This window comes from Sphingopyxis selenitireducens (assembly GCF_051550705.1).
Lineage (GTDB): Bacteria > Pseudomonadota > Alphaproteobacteria > Sphingomonadales > Sphingomonadaceae > Sphingopyxis.
In genome coordinates this window covers 124,307-150,235 of the sequence record NZ_JBPULG010000005.1, presented here as the reverse complement: position 1 = coordinate 150,235, position 25,929 = coordinate 124,307, and the positions used below count along the sequence as shown (strand labels likewise).

Genomic DNA, 25,929 nt, shown 5'->3' with positions numbered 1-25,929 from the left:
CCCATGAGCGATTCCGCCGACGACGAAACCCCGATGCTGGGAATGGATCTGCCCGAGACGGCGCCGCAGCCGTCAAGCGGTCCGTACCGCGTCCTTGCCCGCAAATATCGCCCGCAAACCTTTGCCGAACTGATCGGTCAGGATGCGATGGTGCGCACGCTCGGCAATGCGATCGCGCGCGACCGGCTGGCGCATGCCTTCCTGATGACCGGCGTGCGCGGGGTCGGCAAGACGTCGACCGCGCGCCTGATCGCCAAGGCGCTCAATTGCATTGGCCCCGACGGGCAGGGCGGCCCGACGATCGATCCGTGCGGCGTGTGCGAACCATGCCGCGCGATCACCGAAGGGCGCCATATCGACGTCATCGAAATGGACGCCGCGTCGAACACCGGCGTCGACGATGTGCGCGAGATTATCGAGGCGGTCCGCTATGCCGCCGTGTCGGCGCGCTACAAGATCTACATCATCGACGAAGTGCACATGTTGTCGCGTAACGCCTTCAATGCGCTTCTGAAAACTCTTGAAGAACCACCGCCGCACGTCAAATTCCTGTTCGCGACGACCGAAGTCAACAAGGTGCCGGTGACGGTGCTCTCGCGCTGTCAGCGTTTCGATCTCCGCCGCATCACTCCCGACATGCTCTTCGCGCATTTCAGCGCGATCCTGCAAAAGGAAGGCGTCGAAGCCGAGGCGCCGGCGATCTGGCTGATCGCCAATGCCGCCGAAGGATCGGTGCGCGACGGTCTCTCGATCCTCGATCAGGCGATCGCTCACGCCGATCTGGATGGCGGCGGGAAAGTCAGCGCCGATCAGGTGCGTGCGATGCTCGGTCTGTCCGACCGCTCTTCTATTGCGCAGCTGATGGCGACGATCCTGGAAGGCGATGCGGGCGCTGCGATCGACCTTGCCCGCGCGCAATATGCGCTGGGGATCGAACCCGTCGCGATGGTGCGCGGGTTGATGGACCTGACCCATGCGGTGACGCTCGCCAAAGTGTCGCGCCACGACGATCCCGCGCTGGCCGAGGCCGACCGCGAGCGCATCGGCGATTGGGCCCAAAAGCTGGGTTTCGCGCCCCTGAACCGGTTGTGGCAATTGCTGCTCAAGGGACATGACGAGGTTCTGCGCGCGAACAACCCGCTCGAGCATCTGGAAATGCTGTTGCTGCGCGTCATTTATGCCGCGTCGATGCCCGATCCGGGCGAGCTGGCGAAACTGCTCCAGTCGGGCGGGGTGCCGATGGCGATGGCTGCGATTCCCGCGCCGACGGGCGGGCAGGGCGATGTCGTCGCCGCCATGGCCGCCGCGGCGCCGACCGCAGAGGCGGAAGCGCCCGCGGCCCCAAGCGTCGAAACACCGGCCGCTGCGCTTACCGTCGCGCAAATCCACCAGCTTCTCGAAAGCACCGGAAATCATCGGCTTGCAGTCGATGTTTACGATCATATGCGAATCGTCGAGCTGGAACCGGGGAGCATCGCGTTTGCGCCCGTGCCCGCGCTCGATGGAAATTTCGCCCGCGATCTGGGTGATGCGCTGCTCACCGCAACGGGCAGCCGCTGGCATGTCCGGGCTGGCGAGGGCAAGGCGCGCCCCAGTCTGAAGGACGTTCAGGATGCCAAGGGTGCCGACAATGACCAGCGCATCCGCGAATTGCCGGTGGTGAAGGCCGCTTTGGCCGCTTTTCCTGACGCAACCCTTGTCGAAGGCGACGACACACGGCATAGGTCCAACCCATGAAATCCATCGAAGACATGATGAAGGCCGCGCAGGAAGCTGCCGCCACCGTTCAGGCCCAGATGCAGGAGGCGCAGACGAAGCTCGACAGCATCGAGGTCGAAGGCGTGTCGGGCGGCGGTCTGGTGCGGATTCGCGCCAGCGCCAAGGGCCGTATCAAGGCGATCGCGATCGACGACAGCCTGATGGTCCCTGCGGACAAGCAGATGCTCGAAGACCTGCTCGCCGCCGCATTCAACGATGCGCGCGAAAAGGCTGATCAGGTGAGCAACGAAGAAATGGGCAAGATGACCAGCGGTCTGCCGCTGCCCCCGGGCTTTAAATTGCCCTTCTGACCGGGTCCTTCTCATCCTCTTCGGGAATGAGAACAGTCGTGAACCCGCCGCTATTCAGCATTGCGACATTGAAAGCGCGGCAGGTTACGCCATATTAACAGGGATGACCCTGTAAGAAGGGCGGTGCGTCCGGCGCGGACGCCCGTCCAGGAGCCGTAATGACGCAATCTTTCCCTCTTCTCCCGCTGCGCGACATCGTCGTTTTCCCGCATATGATCGTGCCGCTGTTCGTCGGCCGCGATCGCTCGGTCGCCGCGCTCGAAACGGCTATGGAAGCCGACAAGGAAATCTTCCTCGTCGCCCAGCTCGATCCGGGCGAAGACGATCCGCAGCGCGACGATCTCTATGATGTCGGCGTGATCGCGACTGTTCTGCAACTGCTCAAGCTACCCGATGGCACGGTGCGCGTGCTCGTCGAGGGCAAGGAACGCGCCAAATTGCTTGCGCTTCAGGACAGCGACAAGACCGTGATGGCAAGCGTGAAGCCGGTCGCCGACACGGCCGACGACAGTGCGGACACGGCGGCGCTGATGCGTTCGGTGGTCGACCAGTTCGAAAATTATGCCAAGCTCAACAAGAAGATGCCGGCCGAAACCGCGGTGCAGCTGTCGCAAATCGAGGACGCTTCGCGTCTTGCCGATTCGGTCGCCGGAAACCTCAACATCAAGGTGTCGGACAAGCAGGCTTTGCTCGTCGAGGACGCGCCGGCCAAGCGGCTGGAGATGGTCTTCGCCTTCATGGAAGGCGAACTGGGCGTACTCCAGGTCGAAAAGAAAATCCGTGGCCGCGTGAAGCGCCAGATGGAAAAGAGCCAGCGCGAATATTATCTGAACGAGCAGCTCAAGGCGATCCAGCGCGAGCTCGGCAATGACAATGGCGAGGGCGGCGACGATCTGGCCGAACTCACGGCCAAGATCGAGAGCATGAAGCTGTCGAAGGAAGCCAAGGCGAAGGCACAGGCTGAACTCAAAAAGCTGCGCGGCATGGCCCCGATGTCGGCCGAGGCAACCGTCGTGCGCAATTATCTCGACACGCTGCTTGGCCTGCCGTGGGGCAAGAAGTCGAAGCTCAAGAAAGACCTGAGCGTCGCGCAGGCGGTGCTCGATGACGATCATTATGCGCTCGAAAAGGTCAAGGACCGGATCGTCGAATATCTGGCCGTTCAGGCACGGACCAACAAGCTGAAGGGCCCGATCCTTTGCCTCGTCGGCCCGCCGGGCGTCGGCAAGACCAGCCTCGGCAAATCGATCGCCAAGGCGACCGGGCGCGAGTTCATCCGCCAGTCGCTGGGCGGCGTGCGCGACGAGGCCGAAATTCGCGGTCACCGCCGCACCTACATCGGCTCGCTGCCGGGCAAGATCGTCTCGAACCTCAAAAAGGCGGGGACGATGAATCCGCTGTTCCTGCTCGACGAGATCGACAAGCTGGGCCAGGATTTCCGCGGCGATCCGGCGTCGGCGCTCCTCGAAGTGCTCGACCCCGAACAGAATGGCAAGTTCCAGGACCATTATCTGGAGATTGACGTCGACCTGTCGGACGTGATGTTCGTCACCACGGCAAACTCGCTCAACCTGCCGCAGCCCTTGCTCGACCGCATGGAGATCATCCGGCTGGAGGGTTATACCGAGGATGAGAAGGTCGAGATTGCGAAGCTCCACCTGATCGCGAAGCAGATCGAAGCGCATGGTCTGAAAGCCGGCGAGTTCGAACTGACCGAGGAAGCGCTCCGCGACCTCATCCGCTATTACACCCGCGAAGCCGGTGTGCGAACGCTGGAGCGGGAGATTGCGAAGCTTGCCCGCAAGGCGCTGCGCCGTATTCTCGAAGGCAAGATGGAAAGCGTCATCGTGACGCCGGACAATCTCGCCGACTATTCGGGTGTGCGCAAATATCGCCACGGCATGGGCGATCTGGAGGATCAGATCGGCGCCGTCACCGGGCTCGCCTGGACCGAAGTCGGCGGCGAATTGCTGACGATCGAGGCCGTCACCGTGACCGGCAAGGGGCAAATTCGCACCACCGGCAAGCTCGGCGAAGTGATGACGGAATCGGTGCAGGCGGCGCTGTCCTTCGTGAAGGCGCGTGCCCCGTCCTATGGCATCAAGCCCAGCCTGTTCGCGCGCAAGGACATCCACATCCACTTGCCCGAAGGCGCCGTCCCCAAGGATGGTCCGTCGGCGGGTGTCGGTATGGTGACCGCGATGATTTCGACGCTGACCGGGATCGCGGTGCGACGCGATGTCGCAATGACCGGCGAGGTCACGCTGCGCGGCCGCGTGCTGGCGATCGGCGGGCTCAAGGAAAAGCTGCTCGCGGCGCTGCGCGGCGGAATCACGACCGTCCTCATTCCCGAAGAGAATGAGAAAGATCTGGTCGAAATTCCGGCGAACATCACAAGCGGACTGAAGATCATTCCGGTGCGGCACGTCGATCAAGTATTGGCCGAAGCATTGGTGTCTCCGGTGGTTCCGATCGAGTGGACCGAGGCTGACGAACTGGCCGTATCGCCGCCAATTGCGCCCGAAGCGACGATTCGGCACTGACCCGAAAGGCTTTGGGCCGGTGCAGCGTCGACTTTTCGTCGCAAAATCGTCGTTTCATGCCGTTTTGCGCCGTTTTTTGCTTTGACAAGGTGGGGTTAAACAGCGTTAGTGGCGCGCCATGGCCCGGCCATGAATCACTCATTCAACCATAATAGGGGTTCCTTAGGCATGAACAAACAAGACCTGATCGCCACCGTCGCTGACTCGAGCGGCCTGACCAAGGCTGATGCAAGCAAGGCGGTTGAAGCCGTTTTCGACGCAATCACCGCGTCGCTGAAGAAGGGCGGCGAAGTCCGTCTCGTCGGTTTCGGGACGTTCTCGGTCAGCCAGCGTAAGGCGTCGACCGGTCGCAACCCGCGCACCGGCGAAACGATGACCATCGCTGCGTCGAACCAGCCCAAGTTCAAGGCCGGCAAGGCCCTCAAGGATGCCTGCAACTGATTGCTGGCGCCTTTTGGTGAAAAACATTTCGGGCCGCGACGAAAGTCGTGGCCCGTTTTGTATCTGCTCTTGCTTCGGGTGCAAAAGCCCGTTGCAATCACCGCCGCAGCGGCTATGGACGTCCAGCTTTCGAAGGTCGCTGGTTCGGCGATATCCGAAAGGGCGCGTAGCTCAGTGGTAGAGCACACCCTTCACACGGGTGGGGTCGCAGGTTCAATCCCTGCCGCGCCCACCATGATCCATGCGATGACGCCCGGAATCAGCGGGTCATTCATCGCCTATTCAATGGATTGGCATTAGGGTCCCCGACATGATCCGCACTTTCACCTTATCCCTCATCTCCGCTCTGCTGCTTTCGACGGGCGTTCCTGCTGCTGCGCGCGGCGACCGCGAACAGAATAATCTGCGCGATGCCGCGGCACAGGGGCAGGTGATCCCGCTCAACCGGCTGGTGGCCGACGTGCGCGCACGCGCGCCCTATAATGACATGACCTATTTGGGCGGGCCGCAGTTCGATGCGCAGCGTATGATCTATGCGCTCAAATTCATGGATGGCAGCCAGGTGGTTGTCGTCTATGTCGATGCCCGCAGTGGCCGGATCGTCGGCCGCAAACCCTGACAACTCCCCGGCACGGACGTTCCCCACGCAACGACATTTTGCGATGATCGTCCGGACTTGATACATAGTGGAAACATGGCGACCGGCCTTTTGTGCCGGACCGCATAGGAAAGGTGCCTGAATGCGGATTTTGATTGTCGAAGACGAGCCCACACTGGGTCCGCAGCTCAAGGCGACGCTGGAGGGTGCGGGCTATGCCGTCGATCTGGCGACCGATGGCGAAGACGGCCATTTCCTTGGCGCGACCGAAACCTATGACGCCGCGATCCTCGATCTTGGCCTGCCCGAGATTGACGGGCTGACGGTGCTCGACCGCTGGCGCCGCGAAAAGCGCAACTTTCCCGTTCTGGTGCTCACCGCGCGCGACAGCTGGTCGGACAAGGTCGCGGGTCTCGACGCCGGGGCTGACGACTATCTCGCCAAGCCGTTCCAGACCGAGGAACTGATCGCCCGCCTGCGCGCGCTGATCCGCCGCGCGTCGGGCAATGCGTCAAGCGAGTTGATCGCAGGGCCGGTGCGGCTCGACACGCGTTCGGGCCGCGTCACCCTCGCCGGTGAACCGGTCAAGCTGACCGCGCAGGAATATAAGCTCCTCTCCTATCTGCTGCACCACAAGGGCAAGGTCGTGTCGCGGACCGAGCTGATCGAGCATATTTACGATCAGGACTTCGACCGCGATTCGAACACGATCGAGGTGTTCGTGACGCGCATCCGCAAGAAACTGGGCGCTGACATCATCACGACCATCCGCGGCCTCGGATACCAGCTCGACGATCCGCAGGGTTGAGACCGCCGGGCATGTCCGACGCAGAGGTCGCCCCGGCGGATAACAGTGATACGGTGGAGGCGGCCCGGCCCGCCGCGCTGACGAGCCGTATTACCGGCTCGCTCGCGCGGCGCATGATCGCGATTGCGACCTTGTGGATTTCGGTATTGCTGATCGGCGGCGGCTTTGCGCTTGATCGCGTGCTCACCGACTCGCTTGCGCGCAATTTCGATTCGGGCCTCGAATATGTGTTGCGGGCGATGATCCGCTCGTCCGAAATCGGCCCCGATGGCGAGGTTCGGTTGATCGAGCCCTTGGGCGATCAGCGCTTCCTCGAACCCTATAGCGGGCTTTATTGGCAGATCAGCGGCGGCGAGCAGGAACCCTATCGTTCGCGCTCGCTGTGGGAACGCAGCCTCCGCGTCGAGAATGGGCATGTCGACGACGAACTTCACAGCTATGACAGCCGCCAATTCCCCGACGAGGAATTGCGTGTGCTGGAACGCAATGTCCTGCTGCCGGGCAGCAAGGTCAGCTGGCATTTCCAGATCGCCCAGTCGCGCGAAGCGCTGGATGTTCAAATTCGCGCGGTGCGTGGGACGCTCATTCCCGGTCTCGCGCTGCTCGGCGTCGGACTGATCGTTCTCGCTGCGCTTCAGACCTTCTACGGCCTGTGGCCGCTCCGCCACATCCGCCGGGCCATCGCCGCGATGCGCGGCGGCCAGCAGGGCCGCGTCACCGCGCCGCTGCCGCTCGAGGTGCAGCCGATGGTCGACGAACTCAACGCGCTTCTCGCGCATAATGAAAAACAGGCGGAGGAAGCGCGGCTTCACGCCGGCAACCTTGCGCATGCTTTGAAAACGCCGCTGACCGTCCTCGTCAACAGCGCGACCAGCTCGAATTCGGAACTCGCCGAAACCGTGCGGCGCGAGGCAGCGACGATGCAGCGTCAGGTCGACCACCATCTCGCCCGCGCCCGCGCCGTCGGGCGTCGGGGAGCGGCACAGGCGAGGGCGAATGTGCGCGACAGCGTCGACAGCGTCTCGCGCGCGGTCGCCGCGCTCTATCCCGATGTCCGTCTCGACGCGGCCGGCGACAAGCAACTCGTCGCGCGGGTCGAGCGGCAGGACCTTGACGAACTGGTCGGGAACCTGCTGGAAAATGCCGCCAAATATGGCGGCGGCAGCATCTTCGTGACCATCCAGCGCGACGGAAACATGGCTGAAATTCTTGTCGAGGATGACGGCCCCGGCATTTCACCGGCCGACCGTTTCCGCGTCATCGACCGCGGCGTGCGCCTCGACAGCGGCAAGCCCGGTACCGGCCTCGGCCTCGCGATCGTCCGCGATGTCGCCGAAATCTATGGCGGCAGCCTCGGGCTCGAAGAGAGTGAGGATCTCGGCGGGGTGCTGGTACGGCTGAGGCTACCGGCGGGGTAGAGCGTCAGCCGCTCAATCATCGTCATCCCGGACTTGATCCGGGGTCCATGACTTCAACGCTGCTGTGGATCCCGGATCAAGTCCGGGATGACGAAGTGGAATGGCGGTTTTGGGTGGGGAGCTGCTATTCCCCTCTCCCGTCGGGAGAGGGATACGCAGGCTTGGTTGCGTAGCAACCTAGCCGAAGTTGGGTGAGGGGATCACCGGTAGATTGCTGAAATTGCCGGTTGCGGAGCCTCACACACCCTCACCCAACCCTCTCCCAAAGGGAGAGGGCTTTTACGACAAGTAACGGTCGTTACCCGCCATCCGCTGTGCATCAGCTTAAGCCGCGGTAACTTCCAGCCCACGTTGTACCGCTGGCCGCGCTAGTCCTGCATCAAGCCAGCGCGCGACATGCTGGAACCGATCGAATCCGACAATCTCGCGCGCCTCATAAAAGCCGATGAGATTGCGGACCCAGCCGAGCAATGAAATATCGGCAATGCTGTAATCGTCGCCCATCACCCACGCCCGGTCGGCCAGCCGGTCGTCGAGCACGCCCAGCAGACGTGCCGATTCCGCCACGTAGCGATCGCGCGGCCGCTTGTCCTCATACTCCCGGCCCGCGAATTTGTGGAAGAATCCCAGCTGGCCGAACATCGGGCCAACGCCGCCCATCTGCCACATCACCCACTGGATCGTTTCATAACGTGTGTTCGGATCAGCCGACAGAAACTGCCCGCTCTTGTCGGCCAGATAGATCAGGATCGCGCCCGATTCGAACAACGCCAGCGGTTTGCCGCTTGGACCATCGGGATCATAGATTACGGGAATCTTGCCATTGGGATTGAGCGCCAGAAACGCTGGGTCGTGGCTCTCGTTCGCCATGATGTCGATGCGGTGCGGTTCATAGGCGAGGCCGCATTCCTCCAGCATGATGCCCACCTTCACCCCATTGGGTGTCGGCGCCGAAAACAGCTGGAGCCGGTCGGGATGCGCCGCCGGCCAGCGATCGAAGACCGGATGGCCGCTCATGCGGCGCTGTCCTGCTTCGCCTGCTGGTGATGACGGATCACCTCTTCGATAATGAAGCGCAGGAATTTTTCGCTGAATTCGGGGTCAAGATCGGCGTCGCGTGCCAGATTGCGCAACCGTTCGATCTGGCGTGCCTCGCGGTCGGGGTCGGCGGCGGGCAGGTCGATCGTTGCCTTAAGTTCGCCGACCGCCTTGGTTACCTTGAACCGTTCGGCGAGCATATAGACGAGCGCCGCGTCGATATTGTCGATGCTTTGACGGTAACGGCTCAACTGGTCGTCCATGCGCGGCTCCTCTTCGTGCCGGGCACGCTTGGCACCGGCGGGGGGGCGCTGGCAAGCCGAAAGTCATTGCAAAATCGCCCCCACGCGGCCAAGGGTCGCCGCGTCATGACTGCCGAAATTCACCAGCTTCATGGGGAAAGCCCGCCCTCGCTCGATCCGATGATGGCGCTCGTCGCCGCCGATATGAACGAGGTCAATTCGGTCATCCTCGACCGGATGCAGTCCGAAGTGCCGCTGATCCCCGAACTTGCGGGTCATTTGATCGCCGGCGGCGGCAAGCGGATGCGGCCGATGTTGACGCTCGCTTGCGGAAAATTGCTCGATTATCCCGGGCGTCGTCATTGCAAATTGGCCGCCGCGGTCGAGTTCATCCACACCGCGACCTTGCTCCACGACGATGTCGTCGATGGTTCGGGCCTTCGTCGCGGCCGCAAAACCGCGAACGTCATCTGGGGCAACAGCGCCTCGGTTCTTGTCGGCGACTTCCTGTTTGCCCGCGCTTTCGAAGTGATGGTCGAAGACGGTTCGCTGAAGGTGCTCAAAATCCTCTCGCACGCCTCGGCGGTGATCGCGGAGGGAGAGGTCAATCAGCTTTCGGCGCAGCGCCGCATCGAGACGAGCGAAGATCAATATCTGGCGATCATCAACGCCAAGACCGCCGAACTCTTCGCCGCTGCCTGCAAGATCGCGGCGGTGGTCGCCGAACGCGACGAGGCGACCGAGGCCGCACTCGACGCCTATGGCCGCAACCTCGGCATCGCGTTCCAGCTTGTCGACGATGCGATCGATTATGTTTCCGACGCCGAAACCATGGGCAAGGGCGTCGGGGACGATTTCCGAGACGGCAAGGTCACTTTGCCCGTCATCCTCGCCTATGCGCGGGGGACGCCCGAAGAACGCGAATTCTGGAAGCTCGCGATCACGGGGCACCGCACCTCGGACGAGGATCTGGCTTACGCCACCAGCCTGCTTCACAAGCACGGCACGGTCGCCGATACGCTGACCCGCGCGCGCCATTATGGCCAGCGTGCGGTCGATGCGATCGGCGGCTTCCGCGCCAGTCAGGCCAAGTCGGCACTGACTGAGGCCGTCGCGTTCGCGGTCGCCCGCGCTTATTGATATCCAGCCACGCCCGCGAAAGCGGGGTGAGAATTTTTCTTCTTCGTGCCTTTGCGTGAGATTTTTTGATTTCACGCAAAGGCGCAAAGGCACGAAGAAGGGGTGGAGGGACGTGACGGAATGCCGATGATGGGCCCGGCGGCGGAAACTCCCGACGCCTACATCGCATCGCTTTCGGGCTGGCAGCGCGACCGCGCCAAAATGATGCGCGCCGCCATTATGGGCGCGGCTCCTTTCGAAGAAACGATCAAATGGACCAACCTCGTCTTCATGGCGAACGGCCCGTGCATCCTGATCCGCGCTGAGGAACATCGCGTCCTGCTCGGCTTCTGGCGCGGCAAGCGGCTGCGCGATCTCGATTCCCGGATCAAGGCCAGCGGCAAATATGAGCTCGGCAATCTGGTGATGACCGAGGCGACCGAAGTCACGTCCGAAATCGTTGCGACGCTCGCCGCCGAAGCCTTCCGCCTTAACGCCGAACTCGGCAATCCTGCGGCGCGCGCATGATGCAGACGCTTCCGATCGACATTGTGCTGCCCGACATTCTGGCGGCGCTCGTCCTGAAACCCAACGCCGTCGTCGTCGCGCCGCCCGGCGCGGGCAAGACGACCCGCGTTGCCCCCGCCTTGCTCGATCAGCCCTGGTGCAGGGGCGCGGTGTGGCTGCTCTCGCCCCGGCGCCTCGCTGCGCGCGCCGCCGCCGAGCGGATCGCCGAGGAGATGGGCGAGGCCGTTGGCGGGACCGTCGGCTATGCGACGCGCCTCGACAGCAAACAATCGGCAAAGACGCGCCTGCTGGTGATGACGCCGGGCTTGTTCCGTAACCGCATCCTCGCCGACCCGGAGCTTGCCGGCGTGTCGGCGGTGCTGTTCGACGAAGTCCACGAACGCAGCCTCGACGGCGATTTCGCACTCGCGCTGGCCATCGATGCCCAGCAGGGGCTGCGCGACGAGCTGCGGTTGGTCGCGATGTCGGCAACGCTTGACGGTGCGCGCTTCGGGGCGTTGCTGGGCAATGCGCCGGTGCTGAAGAGCGAGGGCAAGATCTGGCCGCTTGAACTGCGCCACATCGGTCGCCGCGCCGAAGACCGGCTGGAAAATGCGGTGCTGGCTGCCGTTCGACAGGCACTGGCGGACGAAGCCGAGGGCGACATGCTCACCTTCCTGCCCGGCGCTGCCGACATCGACCGCGCGGCAACGGCGGTCGAGGATGCGCGCCTGCCACTGATCGTCCACCGCTTGCACGGACAGATCGATCCGGCGCTGCAGCGCAAGGCGCTCGTTCGCGATCCGGAGGGGCGCCGCAAGCTGATCCTCGCGACGAGCATCGCCGAAACCAGCCTGACGATCGAGGACGTCCGCATCGTCCTCGACGCGGGCCTGTCGCGCCGCCCGCGCTTCGACAAGGCCGCCGGCATCGCGCGGCTCGTGACCGAACGCGCGAGCCAGGCGTCGGCGACGCAGCGCGCCGGGCGCGCCGCGCGGCAGGGGCCGGGGGTCGCTTACCGTTTGTGGGAGGCCGCCGGGACCGCCGGTATGCCGCCCTTCGACCCGCCCGAAATTCACGAAAATGACCTGATGCCGGTCGTGCTCGACTGTGCGAGTTGGGGCATCATCGATCCGCGCCAGCTTGGCTGGCTTGACCCGCCGTCGCCCGCCGCGATCGCCGAAGCGAAGTCGCGTTTGCAGGCGATCGGTGCGCTTGGTCCCGATGGGCGCATCACCACGAGCGGCAAGGCACTTGCCGCAGTCCCGCTGCCGGTGCCGCTCGCGCATATGCTGATCGAAGCGGCGCGAGCGGGTGAGGCCGACGTGGCGGCGCGGCTCGCGGTGTTGCTCACCGAACCGGGACTTGGCGGACGCGGGGTCGATATCGAGGCGCGGCTGGGGCGCTGGCGCGGGCAACGCGGTGAACGCTCGGATGGGGCGATCCGCCTCGCACGGCGGCTCGCGGATATCGGCGAGAAATTGGCGGCCGGGACCGGGGATGTCGCGTCGCGATCGATCGGCGGCTGGATCGCGACCGCCTGGCCCGATCGCGTCGCACGCCAGCGGGCCGGGCAGCGCGGCGAATATCTGAGCGTCGGCGGCCGCGCCTATCGCATCGATCCCGTCGAGCCGATGGCGGGTAGCGAATGGCTGGCAATCGCCGATGCGCAGGGCCATGCCGCCGGGGTGCGTATCCTGAGCGCCGCGCCGATCGCGCTCGTCGAGGTCGAGGCGCTTTTCGGCGGCCATATCATCACCCGGTCGGCGAGCAGCTATGACGCCGCGAACGACCGCGTCGATCATCGCCGCGAGCGGCGGCTCGGCGCGATCGCGCTGGCGAGCGGGAAGGCCGCGCGCAGCGACGGCGCCGAGGATGACGTCGCGGTGCGGATGGCGGCGGTGCATGACAAGGGGCTGGGGGTGATCGGCTGGGGACCGGTGTCGCGGGCGCTGCGCCAGCGGGCCTCCTTCGCCGGAATCGAAGCGCTCTCTGACGCTGCGCTCGCCGATAGCGCCGACATCTGGCTCGCGCCTTTGCTTGTGCGGTGCCGGGGCCTTCGCGATATCGGCGACGGCAGACTGGCAGACGCGCTAACGAATATGCTCGACTGGCCCGCGCGCCAGCGGCTCGAGAAGCTTGCGCCAGCGGACTACGCCACCCCGGCGGGCAGTCATCACGCGATCGACTATAGCGCCGACGGCGGGCCGACCGTGAGTGTACGCGTGCAGGAAATGTTCGGGCTCGCCCGTCATCCAGTCATCGGCGACCCGCCGGTTCCCCTCGTGCTTGCCCTGACGTCGCCCGCACACCGCCCGATCCAGACCAGCCGCGACCTCGCTTCCTTCTGGCGCGGCAGCTGGTTCGACGTGGCGAAGGAGATGCGCGGCCGCTATCCAAAGCATAGCTGGCCCGACGATCCCGCGACCGCGCGCCCGACCTTGATGACGAAAGCGGCGCAGGCACGACGCGACGCGCAATAAGCCCTCTTTCCGGGCGCGCTTCAACGGGCTAAGGCGACCGCACAGGCACCAGTACAGGACGACCCAGATGAAAGCGCGTATTTTCCAGAAACCCAAAAATGCGATGCAGTCGGGCCGGGCCGGGACGCAGCGCTGGATGCTGGAATTCGCGCCCGCCGAGGCGCGCAAGGCCGATCCGCTGATGGGCTGGGCCGGCAGCGGCGACACGCAGCGCCAGTTGCGGCTGGGCTTTGCGAGCCGCGATGAGGCGCTGGCCTATGCGACACGCAACGGCATCGACGCCGAGGTCATTGCGACCCCCGAACGCCGGTTGAAGATTCAGGCTTACGCCGACAATTTCCGGTAAACCAGCTGCCGCCCCCCCCCCCCGTTGGCGGGGGGCGACGCTTGTCATCCAATGATTATTCGGCTTCCGGCTGCAGAAACTTGTGCAGGTGGACGACGACATATTTCATCTCGGCATCGTCGACGGTGCGCTGCGCGGCGGCGCGCCATGCCTTTTCCGCCGACGCATAGTCGGGAAACAGGCCGACGATATCGAGAGCGGTCGGGTCGGTGAAGTCGAGGGTTTGCGGATCGCTGACGCGCCCGCCAAAAACCAGGTGCAATTTGCTCATTGTTGCTTTCCTTGCCGGTAAGCGCTGGGGAGGGGAGGAGGCGGCCCCTACCAGCGCAGCGCGGTTACGGCAAGCCGGTCAGTCCTGGTTGCGTTCGTCGTTGCGTTTGGGAAGCAGCGATCCGATCAGCGCGCCGAGCGCCACCGCGCCGGCGACCAGCGCCAGCGGCTGTTGCTCCGCGACGTCCTTCAGCTTGCTGTTCGCGCGCTTCGCCTGAACCTTGCCCTTTGCGATCGCCTGTTCGGCGACGTCGCGCGCGGCTTCGGCCTGTTCGCGGCCTTTTGCGGCAAGCTCGCTCGTCGCGGTACGTGTGCGGTCGGCCAGCTCGTCGGTTGCGGCCCGCGCGCGGCCGTATCCGTCCTGGATGCGCGCCTTGGCAGCTTCGGCGGTCAATCGCGCATTTTCGGCGGTTTTCTCCGCAAGTTCACTCGCTTTTGCACGCGTGTCGCGGGCGGTTTCACTGAACGGCTTCATCATCTTCCTCCAATGGTTCGATAGCTTCTTCGGCTTCGGCGTCCCCGTCGGGGCGCAGCCGGTCAACGACCGCAGTCGCCATCTCCTGAATCTTGCGCCCGATGCGCGGCGCATGTTCCTTGATCGGTTCGCGGAAAAGCCAGGCGACCCCCGCCACCGCGGCAATCGTGATCGGCAGGCGGTTGTCGCGAAACTCCTGCCGCACGACATGCGCCGCATCATCGACGGCTTCGCTCACGCGATATTTGCCGCGGCTGACGAGCGCCGCCGGTTTGAACGCAGCGCGAGCGGCGCCGACTTTGCGCTGCAACTCGGCGCGCTGGAGCATCGAGTGCCGGACCGCATTGATCAGGCGGGTACGCGATCCGTTCACAGCTCTTCACTTTCGTGCATCAGGTCGTTGCGCAGCGCCGTCCGCACGTCGCGCCAGCCAAGATGCGCACGCCAGCCGGCGAACGCGGCGACGGCGATCAAGGCAACGAAAACGATCAGCGTCGCCAGCAGCGGTCCGACAAGGGGTGACAGGATCATGATCCCGCCAAAGGCCAGCGCAAGCATCGCGACGAGCAAGGCGCAGCCGGCGACAAAACCCCAGCCGGACATCCACTTGAAACCCTCCCAGCCGAATGCCCGGCGCGCATCGAGCAACGCCAGTTCGGCCTTGGCGGTCGCCGACAGATTTTCGACGACCTCGCGGACGATGTCCTCCAACGGCACCGGGGGTGGTGCCGGGGCGGGGCCATCGGGCGCAAAGCCGTGGCTGACACGGTCAAAGCTGCGCGGTTCGGACGCGGACGAGGGATCGGGCTGGGTGTTCGGCATAAGGGTGGCCGCGATCAGTCGCTGTTCGACCCACCCTTCAACATGCGGGCGAGCACGAAACCGATCACGGTAGCGGCGCCGACGGCGATGGCCGGATTCTTCTTCACCATGTCACGGGTGGACGCGGCGAGTTCGTCGAGATCCTTTTTGTCGAGGGTCGTCGCGAGGCCGGCGACGGTCGTCGCGGCCGAACGGGCATAGTCGCCATATTGCTTGCCGAATTTGCTGTCGACGGTGCCTGCGCTGTCCTCCAGCATCTTGGCGAGGTTGCCGACGGCTTCGGCGGCCTTGTCCTTGCCTTTGGTCGCGGCTTCACGCGCCTTGGTCGATGCCTGGTTGGCGATCGTCGATGCTTCTTCCTTCAGCGAGGCAGCCTTTTTCGACGCTTCGGTCTTGATGGTGTCGCGGGTCGCGGCGATCTGGTCGCGGATCGGATGATCCTTTGCGGAGGCCTTTGCGGCAACAGGCTTGCGCGCGGGCGCGGCCTTGGTGGCGGCAGCTTTGGCGGGTGCCTTGGGACGGGGAGCGGCAACTTTCTTGGTCGCGGGAGTAGCGGCTTTGGCCATCGGCGTTGTCCTCTTCTTCTTATATCGGGCGCCGCACCAGCGAGCGTCCCCTTCGGTCCTGTATCAATATATAGCAAGGCGGGGCCAATGGTTCCATAGTTCTGCAAAATTCCTCTGCGGTGGTTGCGCTGGCGGCAAGGCGCCGATAACAGGCGGGCGCCTTTCCCAACCGGCCTTCCCGGGCCGCCAGCAGGACATATTCCATGACCGCCATCATCGATATTCACGGCCGCGAAATTCTCGACAGTCGCGGCAATCCTACCGTCGAAGTCGATGTGTTGCTGGAAGACGGCAGCTTCGGCCGCGCTGCGGTACCCTCGGGCGCCTCGACCGGCGCGCACGAAGCGGTTGAACTGCGCGATGGCGACAAGAGCCGCTATCTCGGCAAGGGCGTGACCAAGGCGGTCGAAGCGGTGAATGGAGAGATCGCCGACGCGCTCATCGGCCTCGATGCCGAAGACCAGCGCGAACTCGACATGGCGATGATCGACCTCGACGGCACCACGAACAAGGGCCGCCTCGGCGCCAACGCAATCCTCGGCGTCAGCCTCGCTGCCGCAAAGGCGGCCGCCGATGCGCGCGGCCTGCCGCTCTACCGCTATGTCGGCGGCGTCTCGGCCCGCACGCTCCCCGTTCCGATGATGAACATCATCAATGGCGGCGAGCATGCCGACAATCCGATCGACGTGCAGGAATTCATGATCATGCCCGTCGGCGCCGGCAGCATCGCCGAAGCCGTGCGCTGGGGCAGCGAGATTTTCCACACGCTGAAGAAGGGGCTGTCGGCCAAGGGGCTTGCGACCGCGGTCGGCGACGAAGGCGGCTTCGCCCCGAACCTCGCCTCGACGCGCGACGCGCTCGACTTTATCGCGGCATCGGTCGATCAGGCAGGCTTCAAGCTCGGCACCGACGTCGTGCTCGCGCTCGATTGCGCCGCGACCGAATTCTTCAAGAACGGCAAATATGAGATCAGCGGCGAAAAGCTTTCGCTCAGCCCCGAACAGATGGCCGAATATCTCGCCGCGCTCGTCAACGATTATCCCATCCTGTCGATCGAGGACGGGATGAGCGAAGATGATTTCGTGGGCTGGAAAGCGCTCACCGATCTCGTCGGCGACAAGTGCCAGCTCGTCGGCGACGATCTGTTCGTCACCAACCCGCTGCGTCTGGAACAGGGCATCAAGGACGGCCTCGCCAACTCGCTGCTCGTCAAGGTCAACCAGATCGGCACGCTGTCCGAAACGCTCGACGCGGTCGATATGGCGCACCGCGCGCGCTACACCGCTGTCATGTCGCACCGTTCGGGCGAAACCGAAGACGCAACGATCGCCGACCTCGCGGTCGCGACCAACTGCGGCCAGATCAAGACCGGCAGCCTCGCACGCTCCGACCGGCTTGCGAAATACAACCAGCTGATCCGCATCGAGGAAGAGCTGGGCGATATGGCCCGCTATCCGGGCATGGCCATTTTCGGCTGATCTAAACCTCTTCGCCATGCTGGAACGGCTTCAGCATGGCGAATGAGGTGGAAAACCGTCGCTTGATGCCTTGACGCCGCGAATCAACTCTGATTCAAGGGCCGGAATGACGCAGCGCCACAAATTCCGTAAATCGATGAACCGGGCCGTCGGTCCCGCCATTGCCGTGATCGCGGTTCTGGCGATGATCGGCTATGGCATTTTCGGTCCGACCGGACTTTATGCGTGGGGCGAATATGGCCAGTCGGTCGAGAAGAAGCGCGTCATACTCACCGAATTGAGCAAGAAGCAGAGCGAGCTTCAGAACCGCGTCAACCTGCTCGACCGTCAGCGGGTCGATCCCGATCTGGCCGAGGAATATGTCCGCGAGAAGCTGGGCGCCTATCACCCTGATGAGGTGATCATTCCGATGGAGCCCGACGCGAAGCCCTGACGGGTTTTTGCTGCGCCCTTGCTGCATACGTAAGGCAAGTGTGTGTCGCTCCGAAGGGGGCGTTGCCAAACGGGCTGCGGCGCTCCTATAGGAAGCCTTGCCGTAACGGCTAACTGCAAAGGAACCCGCCTTGGCCAAAGCTCCCGCGCGCACAAATGCCGCGCCAAAAAAGACTGCATCCACCCCAGCGCCCGCGACCAATCGCGATCAACCCCGCGACCCCGCGCCCTATGACGCGAGCCCCGAAGAGCTCGAGAAATTTTACCGCGAAATGCTGCTCATCCGCCGCTTCGAGGAAAAGGCGGGGCAGCTTTACGGCCTCGGCCTGATCGGCGGCTTCTGCCACCTCTATATCGGTCAGGAAGCCGTTGCGGTCGGCCTGCAGAGCGCGCTCGACGGCGACAAGGACAGCGTGATCACCGGATACCGCGACCATGGCCACATGCTCGCTTACGGCATCGATCCCAAGGTCATCATGGCCGAGTTGACCGGCCGCGCCGCCGGCATTTCGCGCGGCAAGGGCGGCTCGATGCACATGTTCAGCGTCGAGCATAAATTCTATGGCGGTCACGGCATCGTCGGCGCGCAGGTGTCGCTCGGCACCGGCCTTGCCTTCGCGCACAAATATCGCGGCGACGGCGGCGTTGCCATGGCCTATTTCGGCGACGGCGCATCGAACCAGGGTCAGGTTTACGAGAGCTTCAACATGGCGGAGCTCTGGAAGCTGCCGATCATCTTCGTGATCGAGAACAACCAGTACGCCATGGGCACTTCGGTCAACCGCTCGTCGGCCGAGGATCAGCTTTATCGCCGCGGCGAAAGCTTCCGCATTCCCGGCATGCAGGTCGACGGCATGGACGTGCTCGCGGTGCGCGGCGCGGCTGAAGCTGCGATCGAATGGGTGCGCGCGGGCAAGGGCCCGGTTTTGATGGAACTCAAAACCTATCGCTATCGCGGCCACTCGATGTCCGACCCCGCCAAATATCGCAGCCGCGAAGAAGTGCAGGCGGTGCGCGACAAATCGGACGCGATCGAACATCTGAAAAAGCTGATGCTCGATGCGGGCATTACCGAGGACAAGATCAAGGATATCGACAAGGAAATCCGCACGATCGTGGCCGAATCCGCCGACTTTGCGGAAAGCGCGCCCGAACCCGATCTTCCCGAACTTTATACCGACGTGCTGGTGGAGCAATATTGAGATGGCCATCGAATTGAAGATGCCGGCGCTGTCGCCGACGATGGAAGAAGGCACGCTGGCGAAATGGCTGGTCAAGGAAGGCGACACGGTCAAATCGGGCGATATCCTCGCCGAAATCGAAACCGACAAGGCGACGATGGAATATGAGGCGATCGACGAAGGCACGATCGCGCAGATCCTCGTCGCCGAGGGCACCGACAATGTGAAGGTCGGGACAGTCATCGCAACGATCACCGGCGAAGGCGAAGAAGCCAGCCCGGCTCCGGCTGCTGCGCCTGCTCCCGCTGCTGCGGAACCCGAAGCAAAGGCTGAAACCCCGGCACCAGCGCCCGCAGCGGCTCCAGCTGCTGCTGCGCCCGCGCCCACCGAACGGGCTTCCGACCCTGCTATTCCCGCCGGCACCGCCATGGTCCGCCTGACGGTCCGCGAAGCCTTGCGCGACGGGATGGCCGAGGAAATGCGTGCTGACGACCGCGTCTTCGTGATGGGCGAGGAAGTCGCCGAATATCAGGGCGCCTACAAGGTGACGCAGGGCCTGCTCGAAGAGTTCGGCGCGCAGCGTGTCGTAGATACCCCGATCACCGAATATGGTTTTGCGGGTCTGGGCACCGGCGCTGCGATGGGCGGTCTGCGCCCGATCATCGAGTTCATGACCTTCAACTTCGCGATGCAGGCGATCGACCACATCATCAACTCTGCGGCGAAGACCAACTATATGTCGGGCGGCCAGATGCGTTGCCCGATCGTGTTCCGCGGCCCGAACGGCGCGGCATCGCGCGTCGGCGCGCAGCACAGCCAGAACTTCGCGCCCTGGTACGCCAGCGTCCCCGGCCTGATCGTGATCGCGCCCTATGACGCCGCCGATGCCAAGGGGCTGATGAAGGCCGCGATCCGCAGCCCGGACCCGGTCGTCTTCCTCGAAAACGAGCTGCTCTACGGCCGCAGCTTCGACGTTCCCGATGTCGCCGATTTCGTCCTGCCGATCGGCAAGGCGCGGATCATGCGCGAAGGCAGCGACGTGACGATCGTCAGCTATTCGATCGGCGTCGGGCTCGCGCTCGAAGCCGCCGATACACTGGCGGGCGAGGGGATCGAAGCCGAAGTCATCGATTTGCGCACGCTGCGCCCGCTCGATACGGCGACCGTGCTTGCCAGCCTCAAGAAGACCAACCGTCTGGTCGTCGTCGAGGAAGGTTGGCCGACCTGCTCGATCGCCAGCGAAATTGCGATGATCGCGATGGAAAAGGGCTTCGACGATCTCGATGCACCCGTGATGCGCGTGTGCAACGAAGATGTGCCGCTGCCCTATGCCGCCAATCTCGAAAAACTGGCGCTGGTCGACACCCCGCGCGTGATCGCGGCGGTGAAGGCGATCTGCAACCGGGGCTGATGTTTTTCGTCGCCCCCGCGAAGGCGGGGGCCGCTGTCGTTTTACGCTGCCCCGTGTAGCCCAAGGTCGATAGCGGCCCCCGCCGGCGCGGGGGCGACGATCACACTCGTTCCATGCCCGTCCTCGCAATGACGAATTGGGGATGCTAGCGCAGGGCCCATGACCGCCGAAATCGATCCCGACGCGCCGCACGAAAGCGCTTACCCCGACATGCGCGATCCGCGCGTGATGGTCGCGGTCCCGCCTGCGCAGCGCGCGGCCATGACGTCGCTGTGGGCGCTCGCCGCGCGGCTCACGCGCTTGCTGATCGAAGCGCGCGAACCCCTGATCGCGCAGATCAAGCTCGCCTGGTGGCGCGACATGGCGGCCATGATCGCGAGCGACCCCGATGCGCTGCCCAAGGGGGAGCCGTTGCTCGCCGAGTTGCGCACGACATGGGGCGGACAGGCCGGGCTCGATACGCTGGTCGACGCGGCGGAGGCGGTGTTGCTCGCCGAAGATGACAACCAGCGGCGCATTGCGGCGGCGGCGTTCGGCGCGCGGCTGTTTGCCCTGTCGGGCGGCGGCGGCGGCGATTGCTGGGGTTTGCTCTGGGGCGCCAGCGTGCAGGAAAACGAGCGCGAGGCGCGTCAACTCATCGCCGATGCGCGCGCATGTGCGACCGCTCAGCGCCGGATTTTTGCCGGAAAGCGGGCGCTGTTGATGCTCGATCGCTGGGCGGGCGCGATCGCAGCGCACGACGGCGAGCGGCGCTGGCGTAACGAAGGACTCTTGCTGTTTCGCATCGGTTTGTTGGGCCGCTGACGATAAAAGGCGGCCGGGGCTGGAAATGATGCCCTCGAACATCTATCTTGCTGCGAACAAATGGGTCGCAGGGGACAGTATATGTTCAACGGGCTGATCGCCTATCTCGATTCGATCAAGGCGCGCGATCCGGCGCCGCGGTCGCGTTGGGAAATCCTTCTCTACCCCGGCCTGCTCGCGGTCGGCATGCATCGCATCGCGCATTGGCTGTTCGAGGCGCGGTTGTTCTTCCTCGCCCGCTTCGTCAATCATCTGTCGCGCTTTCTGACCGCGATCGACATTCATCCGGGCGCGACGATTGGCCGCCATTTGTTCATAGACCATGGTTTTGGCGTCGTCATCGGCGAGACGGCAGAGATCGGCGACAATGTTTCCATCTATCAGGGGGTGACGCTGGGCGGCACCGACCCCGCGAACGGTATTGGCGGCAAGCGCCACCCGACGCTGGCCGACGATGTGATCGTCGGCTCCGGCGCGCAGATATTGGGCCCGGTTATGATCAATCAGCGCGCGCGCGTCGGTGCCAATGCTGTTGTGACCAAGGATGTGCCCGAGGGCGCAGTGATGGTCGGCATCCCGGCGCGCTCGACGCTGCTCGACGCCACCGAATATTCGCGCGAGTTCGTGCCCTATGGCACCCCGTGCAGCGAGAATTTCGACCCCGCGACCCAGAAGGTCGAGATCCTCCAGTGCCAGCTCGAACTGCTGCAGAAGCAGTTACAGGCGCTGCTCGCCGAGCGCGGCATGGCTCCCGATGAGGAAGAAGAAGCCCCGCGCCGCAAAGGGAGCCGGAAAAGCGCCTGATGGGAACGGTGACGCCTCTGCCGTTTGCGAATAGCAAGGCGGTCCCGCAGCAAACCGGCTTCGAGCGCCCCGAGTTGATGCGCATTCTCGACCTGTATGGCCGGATGGTCGCGGCGGGTCACTGGCGCGATTATGCGATGGATTTCCACCGCGACGCCGCGATTTTCTCGGCTTTTCGCCGCGCGTCCGAGCGGCCCGAATATCGCATTGAAAAACGCCCCGCCTTGCGGAGCCGCCAGGGCATGTGGGCGCTGGTCTCCGAAGCCGGGGCGATCTTGAAGCGCGGGGACGAGCTGTCGAATGTGCTCGCCCCCGTCGAACGCAAGCTTATGAAGCTGGTATCGGGCTGACCGGCCGTGCCGTCGCGGGTAGCTGGTTCGCCAGATTGTCCGGCAGGAAGCCGACCACCGCCGCCCGGGCATTCTGCCAGAAGGCCGAAAGCAGCAGCAGTGCCGATCCGATAACGAACGCCGTCAGCGCGACATTAAGCTCGACCGCACCGAACTCGCGGAACAATTGCGTCATCGCGAACAGGACATAGGCGAGCGCCGAGACGAGCAGCGCGCGGCGGTCGATCGCGAGTGCGATGAGCCCGAACAAGATATAGATGCCGACGACCATCACCGCGGCAACGCTGGTGATATTGTCGCCCTGCGTGACGCCGAGCAGATGAAAGACGGGGTGCGCGATCATCGGCGCAGCGAGCAGGTGGAGCCAGAAGGCGACATCGCTGCGCCGCGTCTGGCGCACCCGATCACTGCGGTCCCACCACATGGCGAGGGTAAAGACGCCCAGCCCGGCGATCAGCACCAGCGCCATCGGCAGCGTGCCGTCGGGGCTGGCCATCCCGGCAAGAGCCAGAACCAGCGCCACCGCAGTCGCGGCGAGCGCCGCGGTGCCCGCCGCTACCGTAATCGGCACCATGAAGCGCTTCCAGTGCGCCCATGTCGCAGCGGCGGTGACCAGCGCCATCGACCCGATCAGGATCGCGCCGGTGGTTTCGTCCAGCCTGCTACCGAAAATATCTTCGCCATGCTGGACGAGAAAGCCTGCCATTGTCGCAAAGATGCCGCCCGAAAAGGCGAGGACAAGGACGATGCTGGGAAGCGCCATGCGCCGTTGCCGGGTGAAATATTCGGCGAGAACCCACGCCGATGCGGCCACGAACGCGCCGCCGAGCGCGGGATGGATCGACGCGCCGATCCACGCCACCGCCATGAGCAGGATCACGGCAGCGATACTGACGAAAATATCGTTGAACCCGGTGATAAGGCGGAATGATTCCTCATCCGCCCCGGGGGTGGCGCGTACCGATGCGATATGCGACCGGAAAGCCAGCGCGGCCTCCGGCGTCAGTATTTTTGCATCGACCGCAGCTTGCAGGTCGCTTTCACTATACATCGGGGTCGTCCTTCTGTCCGATCCCCTTGCCCCGTGAAGTTTATCGCATGGGCGTGTTGCTGTGTCAATACAGTGATGCGGCCATGGAAGCGCCGCATCATTGCGGGCTCTGCCCGTCATGCCGGGCTTGACCCGGCACCCGCCTTTTTCTTCAGGAAGGCAGGCCCCGGATCAAGTCCGGGGTGACGACAGAGTAGGGCGATATGTTTCAGCCCAGCGCCTGCAACGCCTTCATCACGGCCATCGACTGTTCGCTGCCCGACTGCGGCACGGTTTCGCCGGCGCGGTCGATGATCTTGTCCCACGCCGCAGCGACGCCTTCGGGGGTGCGCTCACCCTCGGGCAGGGCAACGCCTGGGGTCATGGTGACATAGGCGGCGTGATAGGCGCCGGCGCCCGCACCGATGATCATGTTGGTCGGCGCATCTTCGCTGACCAGATAGAGTGCGGCGGGAACGACATTTTCGGGGGTGAACTTCTCGAACAGTTCGGCGGGGAAAATATCTTCGGTCATCCGCGTGCCCGCGACCGGCGCAATGGTGTTGCAGCGGACATTATATTTCGCGCCTTCCAGGTGGAGCGTCTTGGTCAGGCCCGCCAGACCCAGCTTCGCCGCGCCATAATTGGCCTGGCCGAAATTGCCATAGAGGCCGGTCGACGACGCGGTCATCAGGATGCGGCCATAGGCCTGTTCGCGCATCAGGTCCCAGCACGCCTTGGTAACGTTCGCACTGCCGCTGACATGCACCTTCAACACCAGGTCGAAATCGTCAGGCGTCATCTTGGCGAAGCTCTTGTCGCGCAGGATGCCGGCATTGTTGATCAGGACGTGGACGCCGCCCCATTCTTCCTTCGCCTTGGCGACCATTTCGACCATCTGGTCATATTCGGTGACGCTGCCGCCGTTCGACATGGCGGTGCCGCCGAAGGCCTTGATCTCTTCGACCACCTGAAGCGCGGCATCCGAATGGCCGGTGCCGTCGCGCGATCCACCGAGGTCGTTGACGACGACCTTGGCACCGCGCCGCGCGAGTTCGAGCGCATAGGCGCGGCCAAGGCCGCCGCCGGCGCCGGTGACAATGGCAACGCGTCCGTCAAATTTGATCGTCATGATGATCTCCTGAAAAGCCGTCAGAAAAGTTGCGTAAAAAAACCGGGTTGTCCTTAGCCGTTCGGGGGCGGCTGGCAAGCATCGAGTGAAAAGCGGCGGTGAAACAAAAATGTCATGCAATTGACGTGCATCTGTCATTCTTCGGTCATAACAGCGCCTCCAGATTGTCACCTTTCGCAACGGAGCAACCCATGCGTCCCATTTTGATCGCCGCCCTGCTCGGCACCACGATGCTCAGCCTGCCGAATGCCGCGCATGCGCAAGCGATGACGGCGGAAGAAGCGGCCGCGCTGCGCGCCGAGCTTGCGGCGCTGAAAGCGAAGGTGGAGACGCTCGAAACCCGGCTCGATGCGGCAGCGCCGCCGCCCGTGGCTACTCCCGCTCCGACGGCGCCGGTCGCGCCGCCGGTCACCGCAAAACCCGCGACCGAAATCAGCTGGAAGGGCGCGCCCGAAATCAAGACCGCCGACGGCTGGAGCTTCAAGCCGCGCGGACGGGTGCAGGTCGATGTCGCCGGTGTCGATACCCCGCCGGGCGTGACCGGCGCACGCGGCGGCATGAAGACCGAATTTCGCCGCGTCTATCTGGGCGTCGACGGAAAAATTCCCGGCGGCATCGCCTATCGTGTCGAGGCCGATATCGCGAACAGCGCGGTCGAACTCACCGACGTCTATTTCACCTATGGCACCGGACCGCTGTCGGTCACCGTCGGTCAGATCAAGCCCTTCTGGTCCCTCGACGAGATGACGAGCGATCTGTTCACCAGCTTCATGGAGCGTGCGGCCTTTACCCAGGCATTCGGGTTCGAACGCAAGGTCGGTCTGTCGGCACAATATAAGGGCGGCAATGTCCTCGTGCAGGCGGGGGTGTTCGGCGACAATGCGAATGATCTCCTCGACGACAGCAACAACAGCATCGGCGCTGACGCGCGGGCGGTGTGGATGCCGAAGCTTGGCGATGCGCAGCTTCATCTGGGCGGATCGCTCCATTGGCGTGACTTCAACGATCCTGCTGCGACAATCCGCTATCGCGCACGGCCCTTCGCCCACACCACCGACGTCCGGCTCGTTGACACGCGGGTGCTCGATGCCAGCGGCGAACGCGGCATGGGTGTCGAGGCGGCGGTGATTTCGGGCCCGTTCCACGCTGCGGGCGAAGGATTTTGGCAGACTGCGAAACGTCCCGGCCTTGCCGACCCGACCTTCTTCGGCGGCTATGCCGAGGTCGGGATGGTACTGACCGGGGAGAGCCGCGGCTATAAGGACGGCGCGTTCGACCGGCTGAAGCCGTCGAACCCCATCACCGAAGGCGGGATCGGCGCATTCGAGGTCAATGCGCGCTACGACCATCTCGACCTCAACGATGGCGGCATCATCGGCGGGCGTCAGCGCACGATGCTGCTGGGGCTGGTCTGGGCGCCGATCGACTATATTCGCGTGACCGCCAACTATGGCCGGGTGAAGATCAACGACGCCGCGATTGCCAGCGCGACGGGGGATCGGGATTATTCGGCCGATACGTTCGGGCTCCGCACGCAGATCGATTTCTGATCGGGGCAGCCG

At 64.0% G+C, this 25,929-nt stretch carries 27 protein-coding genes, 1 tRNA gene and 1 pseudogene; 20 read left to right on the top strand and 9 right to left on the bottom strand.

Annotated features, from left to right (window positions below):
• Nucleotides 1-3: 3 nt before the first annotated feature.
• The 8 genes from ACSYDV_RS16780 (at nt 4) to ACSYDV_RS16745 (ending at nt 7,877) form a co-directional block, all read left to right on the top strand.
• The gene (locus ACSYDV_RS16780) at nt 4-1,737 is read left to right on the top strand and encodes a DNA polymerase III subunit gamma/tau (RefSeq protein WP_438324970.1); all 1,734 of its coding nucleotides are present in this window, start codon (nt 4-6) and stop codon (nt 1,735-1,737) included.
• Entirely contained in the window at nt 1,734-2,069 is a 336-nt protein-coding gene (locus ACSYDV_RS16775) for a YbaB/EbfC family nucleoid-associated protein (RefSeq protein WP_438324969.1), read from the top strand. The genes ACSYDV_RS16780 and ACSYDV_RS16775 overlap by 4 nt, the downstream gene beginning before the upstream one ends.
• 158 nt (nt 2,070-2,227) lie before the next feature.
• Entirely contained in the window at nt 2,228-4,612 is a 2,385-nt protein-coding gene (gene lon / locus ACSYDV_RS16770; protein WP_438324968.1) for an endopeptidase La, read from the top strand.
• A 168-nt stretch (nt 4,613-4,780) separates the two neighbouring features.
• Complete coding sequence (locus ACSYDV_RS16765; protein WP_088470903.1) at nt 4,781-5,053, top strand: HU family DNA-binding protein; 273 nt, start codon at nt 4,781-4,783, stop codon at nt 5,051-5,053.
• 160 nt (nt 5,054-5,213) lie between these two features.
• A tRNA-Val gene (locus tag ACSYDV_RS16760) sits at nt 5,214-5,288 on the top strand.
• Nucleotides 5,289-5,363: 75 nt separating this feature from the next.
• Complete coding sequence (locus tag ACSYDV_RS16755; RefSeq protein ID WP_438324967.1) at nt 5,364-5,672, top strand: PepSY domain-containing protein; 309 nt, start codon at nt 5,364-5,366, stop codon at nt 5,670-5,672.
• A 121-nt stretch (nt 5,673-5,793) separates the two neighbouring features.
• Nucleotides 5,794-6,459 carry a response regulator transcription factor gene (locus ACSYDV_RS16750; RefSeq protein ID WP_438324966.1) on the top strand — a complete coding sequence of 222 codons (666 nt, stop codon included), beginning with the start codon at nt 5,794-5,796 and terminating at the stop codon, nt 6,457-6,459.
• A gap of 113 nt (nt 6,460-6,572) precedes the next feature.
• Nucleotides 6,573-7,877 (top strand): sensor histidine kinase, encoded by a 1,305-nt coding sequence (locus ACSYDV_RS16745; RefSeq protein WP_438325353.1) that lies wholly within the window; start codon nt 6,573-6,575, stop codon nt 7,875-7,877.
• A 324-nt stretch (nt 7,878-8,201) separates the two neighbouring features.
• On the opposite strand, the gene ACSYDV_RS16740 is transcribed toward ACSYDV_RS16745, so the two are convergent.
• Nucleotides 8,202-8,894 carry a glutathione S-transferase N-terminal domain-containing protein gene (locus ACSYDV_RS16740; RefSeq protein ID WP_438324965.1) on the bottom strand — a complete coding sequence of 231 codons (693 nt, stop codon included), beginning with the start codon at nt 8,892-8,894 and terminating at the stop codon, nt 8,202-8,204.
• Nucleotides 8,891-9,184: pseudogene (locus ACSYDV_RS16735) on the bottom strand (chorismate mutase); the annotation flags it as partial. The pseudogene ACSYDV_RS16735 and the gene ACSYDV_RS16740, both read right to left, overlap by 4 nt.
• A 99-nt stretch (nt 9,185-9,283) precedes the next feature.
• Here ACSYDV_RS16735 and ACSYDV_RS16730 point away from each other — a divergent pair.
• The 4 genes from ACSYDV_RS16730 (at nt 9,284) to ACSYDV_RS16715 (ending at nt 13,612) form a co-directional block, all read left to right on the top strand.
• On the top strand, nt 9,284-10,297 hold the full coding sequence (locus ACSYDV_RS16730; RefSeq protein ID WP_438324963.1) for a polyprenyl synthetase family protein: 1,014 nt from the start codon (nt 9,284-9,286) through the stop codon (nt 10,295-10,297).
• Between the two features lie 120 nt (nt 10,298-10,417).
• Complete coding sequence (locus tag ACSYDV_RS16725; RefSeq protein ID WP_438324962.1) at nt 10,418-10,804, top strand: DUF1801 domain-containing protein; 387 nt, start codon at nt 10,418-10,420, stop codon at nt 10,802-10,804.
• Nucleotides 10,804-13,266 carry an ATP-dependent helicase HrpB gene (gene hrpB, locus ACSYDV_RS16720; protein WP_438325352.1) on the top strand — a complete coding sequence of 821 codons (2,463 nt, stop codon included), beginning with the start codon at nt 10,804-10,806 and terminating at the stop codon, nt 13,264-13,266. Before ACSYDV_RS16725 ends, hrpB begins: the two co-directional genes overlap by 1 nt.
• A 67-nt stretch (nt 13,267-13,333) precedes the next feature.
• Nucleotides 13,334-13,612, top strand: coding sequence for an ETC complex I subunit (locus ACSYDV_RS16715; RefSeq protein ID WP_438324961.1), 279 nt, complete (start codon nt 13,334-13,336; stop codon nt 13,610-13,612).
• A 55-nt stretch (nt 13,613-13,667) separates the two neighbouring features.
• Here ACSYDV_RS16715 and ACSYDV_RS16710 read toward each other — a convergent pair whose 3' ends face one another.
• From ACSYDV_RS16710 to ACSYDV_RS16690, 5 genes are all read right to left on the bottom strand, one after another.
• On the bottom strand, nt 13,668-13,883 hold the full coding sequence (locus ACSYDV_RS16710) for a DUF4170 domain-containing protein (protein ID WP_088470895.1): 216 nt from the start codon (nt 13,881-13,883) through the stop codon (nt 13,668-13,670).
• A 78-nt stretch (nt 13,884-13,961) separates the two neighbouring features.
• Nucleotides 13,962-14,357 (bottom strand): hypothetical protein, encoded by a 396-nt coding sequence (locus ACSYDV_RS16705; protein WP_438324960.1) that lies wholly within the window; start codon nt 14,355-14,357, stop codon nt 13,962-13,964.
• Complete coding sequence (locus tag ACSYDV_RS16700; RefSeq protein ID WP_438324959.1) at nt 14,341-14,730, bottom strand: hypothetical protein; 390 nt, start codon at nt 14,728-14,730, stop codon at nt 14,341-14,343. Before ACSYDV_RS16700 ends, ACSYDV_RS16705 begins: the two co-directional genes overlap by 17 nt.
• Nucleotides 14,727-15,179, bottom strand: coding sequence for a phage holin family protein (locus tag ACSYDV_RS16695; RefSeq protein WP_438324958.1), 453 nt, complete (start codon nt 15,177-15,179; stop codon nt 14,727-14,729). Before ACSYDV_RS16695 ends, ACSYDV_RS16700 begins: the two co-directional genes overlap by 4 nt.
• 14 nt (nt 15,180-15,193) lie before the next feature.
• Nucleotides 15,194-15,745 (bottom strand): hypothetical protein, encoded by a 552-nt coding sequence (locus ACSYDV_RS16690; RefSeq protein WP_438324957.1) that lies wholly within the window; start codon nt 15,743-15,745, stop codon nt 15,194-15,196.
• A 203-nt stretch (nt 15,746-15,948) separates the two neighbouring features.
• Here ACSYDV_RS16690 and eno point away from each other — a divergent pair, with 203 nt between their 5' ends.
• The 7 genes from eno (at nt 15,949) to ACSYDV_RS16655 (ending at nt 22,205) form a co-directional block, all read left to right on the top strand.
• Nucleotides 15,949-17,223 (top strand): phosphopyruvate hydratase, encoded by a 1,275-nt coding sequence (gene eno, locus ACSYDV_RS16685; RefSeq protein ID WP_438324956.1) that lies wholly within the window; start codon nt 15,949-15,951, stop codon nt 17,221-17,223.
• Between the two features lie 106 nt (nt 17,224-17,329).
• Complete coding sequence (locus ACSYDV_RS16680; RefSeq protein WP_438324955.1) at nt 17,330-17,656, top strand: FtsB family cell division protein; 327 nt, start codon at nt 17,330-17,332, stop codon at nt 17,654-17,656.
• 130 nt (nt 17,657-17,786) lie between these two features.
• Nucleotides 17,787-18,857: a pyruvate dehydrogenase (acetyl-transferring) E1 component subunit alpha gene (gene pdhA / locus ACSYDV_RS16675; RefSeq protein WP_438324954.1), complete on the top strand. Its 1,071-nt coding sequence runs from the start codon at nt 17,787-17,789 to the stop codon at nt 18,855-18,857.
• 1 nt (nt 18,858) lies between these two features.
• Nucleotides 18,859-20,247, top strand: coding sequence for a pyruvate dehydrogenase complex E1 component subunit beta (locus tag ACSYDV_RS16670; RefSeq protein ID WP_438324953.1), 1,389 nt, complete (start codon nt 18,859-18,861; stop codon nt 20,245-20,247).
• A gap of 159 nt (nt 20,248-20,406) precedes the next feature.
• On the top strand, nt 20,407-21,051 hold the full coding sequence (locus ACSYDV_RS16665) for a hypothetical protein (protein ID WP_438324952.1): 645 nt from the start codon (nt 20,407-20,409) through the stop codon (nt 21,049-21,051).
• Between the two features lie 81 nt (nt 21,052-21,132).
• Entirely contained in the window at nt 21,133-21,855 is a 723-nt protein-coding gene (gene cysE, locus ACSYDV_RS16660) for a serine O-acetyltransferase (RefSeq protein ID WP_438324951.1), read from the top strand.
• On the top strand, nt 21,855-22,205 hold the full coding sequence (locus ACSYDV_RS16655; RefSeq protein WP_438324950.1) for a DUF2794 domain-containing protein: 351 nt from the start codon (nt 21,855-21,857) through the stop codon (nt 22,203-22,205). The genes cysE and ACSYDV_RS16655 overlap by 1 nt, the downstream gene beginning before the upstream one ends.
• Here the strand turns inward: ACSYDV_RS16655 and ACSYDV_RS16650 are convergent.
• Nucleotides 22,183-23,256, bottom strand: a complete 1,074-nt coding sequence (locus tag ACSYDV_RS16650) for a hypothetical protein (protein WP_438324949.1) — start codon at nt 23,254-23,256, stop codon at nt 22,183-22,185. The genes ACSYDV_RS16655 and ACSYDV_RS16650 overlap by 23 nt on opposite strands.
• A gap of 208 nt (nt 23,257-23,464) precedes the next feature.
• On the bottom strand, nt 23,465-24,367 hold the full coding sequence (locus ACSYDV_RS16645) for an SDR family NAD(P)-dependent oxidoreductase (RefSeq protein WP_438324948.1): 903 nt from the start codon (nt 24,365-24,367) through the stop codon (nt 23,465-23,467).
• 191 nt (nt 24,368-24,558) lie between these two features.
• Here ACSYDV_RS16645 and ACSYDV_RS16640 point away from each other — a divergent pair, with 191 nt between their 5' ends.
• Nucleotides 24,559-25,917 (top strand): OprO/OprP family phosphate-selective porin, encoded by a 1,359-nt coding sequence (locus ACSYDV_RS16640; protein WP_438324947.1) that lies wholly within the window; start codon nt 24,559-24,561, stop codon nt 25,915-25,917.
• Nucleotides 25,918-25,929: the final 12 nt, after the last annotated feature.

Coding starts and splice junctions, on each gene's coding strand:
- ACSYDV_RS16650 (WP_438324949.1), bottom strand. CDS start 23,256: ATGTATAGTGAAAGCGACCTGCAAGCTGCGGTCGATGCAAAAATACTG.
- ACSYDV_RS16715 (WP_438324961.1), top strand. CDS start 13,334: ATGAAAGCGCGTATTTTCCAGAAACCCAAAAATGCGATGCAGTCGGGC.
- cysE (WP_438324951.1), top strand. CDS start 21,133: ATGTTCAACGGGCTGATCGCCTATCTCGATTCGATCAAGGCGCGCGAT.
- ACSYDV_RS16750 (WP_438324966.1), top strand. CDS start 5,794: ATGCGGATTTTGATTGTCGAAGACGAGCCCACACTGGGTCCGCAGCTC.
- ACSYDV_RS16710 (WP_088470895.1), bottom strand. CDS start 13,883: ATGAGCAAATTGCACCTGGTTTTTGGCGGGCGCGTCAGCGATCCGCAA.
- ACSYDV_RS16640 (WP_438324947.1), top strand. CDS start 24,559: ATGCGTCCCATTTTGATCGCCGCCCTGCTCGGCACCACGATGCTCAGC.
- ACSYDV_RS16645 (WP_438324948.1), bottom strand. CDS start 24,367: ATGACGATCAAATTTGACGGACGCGTTGCCATTGTCACCGGCGCCGGC.
- ACSYDV_RS16680 (WP_438324955.1), top strand. CDS start 17,330: ATGACGCAGCGCCACAAATTCCGTAAATCGATGAACCGGGCCGTCGGT.
- ACSYDV_RS16725 (WP_438324962.1), top strand. CDS start 10,418: ATGCCGATGATGGGCCCGGCGGCGGAAACTCCCGACGCCTACATCGCA.
- ACSYDV_RS16730 (WP_438324963.1), top strand. CDS start 9,284: ATGACTGCCGAAATTCACCAGCTTCATGGGGAAAGCCCGCCCTCGCTC.
- ACSYDV_RS16670 (WP_438324953.1), top strand. CDS start 18,859: ATGGCCATCGAATTGAAGATGCCGGCGCTGTCGCCGACGATGGAAGAA.
- ACSYDV_RS16665 (WP_438324952.1), top strand. CDS start 20,407: ATGACCGCCGAAATCGATCCCGACGCGCCGCACGAAAGCGCTTACCCC.
- ACSYDV_RS16740 (WP_438324965.1), bottom strand. CDS start 8,894: ATGAGCGGCCATCCGGTCTTCGATCGCTGGCCGGCGGCGCATCCCGAC.
- ACSYDV_RS16690 (WP_438324957.1), bottom strand. CDS start 15,745: ATGGCCAAAGCCGCTACTCCCGCGACCAAGAAAGTTGCCGCTCCCCGT.
- ACSYDV_RS16695 (WP_438324958.1), bottom strand. CDS start 15,179: ATGCCGAACACCCAGCCCGATCCCTCGTCCGCGTCCGAACCGCGCAGC.
- ACSYDV_RS16745 (WP_438325353.1), top strand. CDS start 6,573: ATGATCGCGATTGCGACCTTGTGGATTTCGGTATTGCTGATCGGCGGC.
- eno (WP_438324956.1), top strand. CDS start 15,949: ATGACCGCCATCATCGATATTCACGGCCGCGAAATTCTCGACAGTCGC.
- ACSYDV_RS16765 (WP_088470903.1), top strand. CDS start 4,781: ATGAACAAACAAGACCTGATCGCCACCGTCGCTGACTCGAGCGGCCTG.
- ACSYDV_RS16780 (WP_438324970.1), top strand. CDS start 4: ATGAGCGATTCCGCCGACGACGAAACCCCGATGCTGGGAATGGATCTG.
- ACSYDV_RS16775 (WP_438324969.1), top strand. CDS start 1,734: ATGAAATCCATCGAAGACATGATGAAGGCCGCGCAGGAAGCTGCCGCC.
- ACSYDV_RS16755 (WP_438324967.1), top strand. CDS start 5,364: ATGATCCGCACTTTCACCTTATCCCTCATCTCCGCTCTGCTGCTTTCG.
- ACSYDV_RS16705 (WP_438324960.1), bottom strand. CDS start 14,357: ATGAAGCCGTTCAGTGAAACCGCCCGCGACACGCGTGCAAAAGCGAGT.
- lon (WP_438324968.1), top strand. CDS start 2,228: ATGACGCAATCTTTCCCTCTTCTCCCGCTGCGCGACATCGTCGTTTTC.
- ACSYDV_RS16655 (WP_438324950.1), top strand. CDS start 21,855: ATGGGAACGGTGACGCCTCTGCCGTTTGCGAATAGCAAGGCGGTCCCG.
- hrpB (WP_438325352.1), top strand. CDS start 10,804: ATGCAGACGCTTCCGATCGACATTGTGCTGCCCGACATTCTGGCGGCG.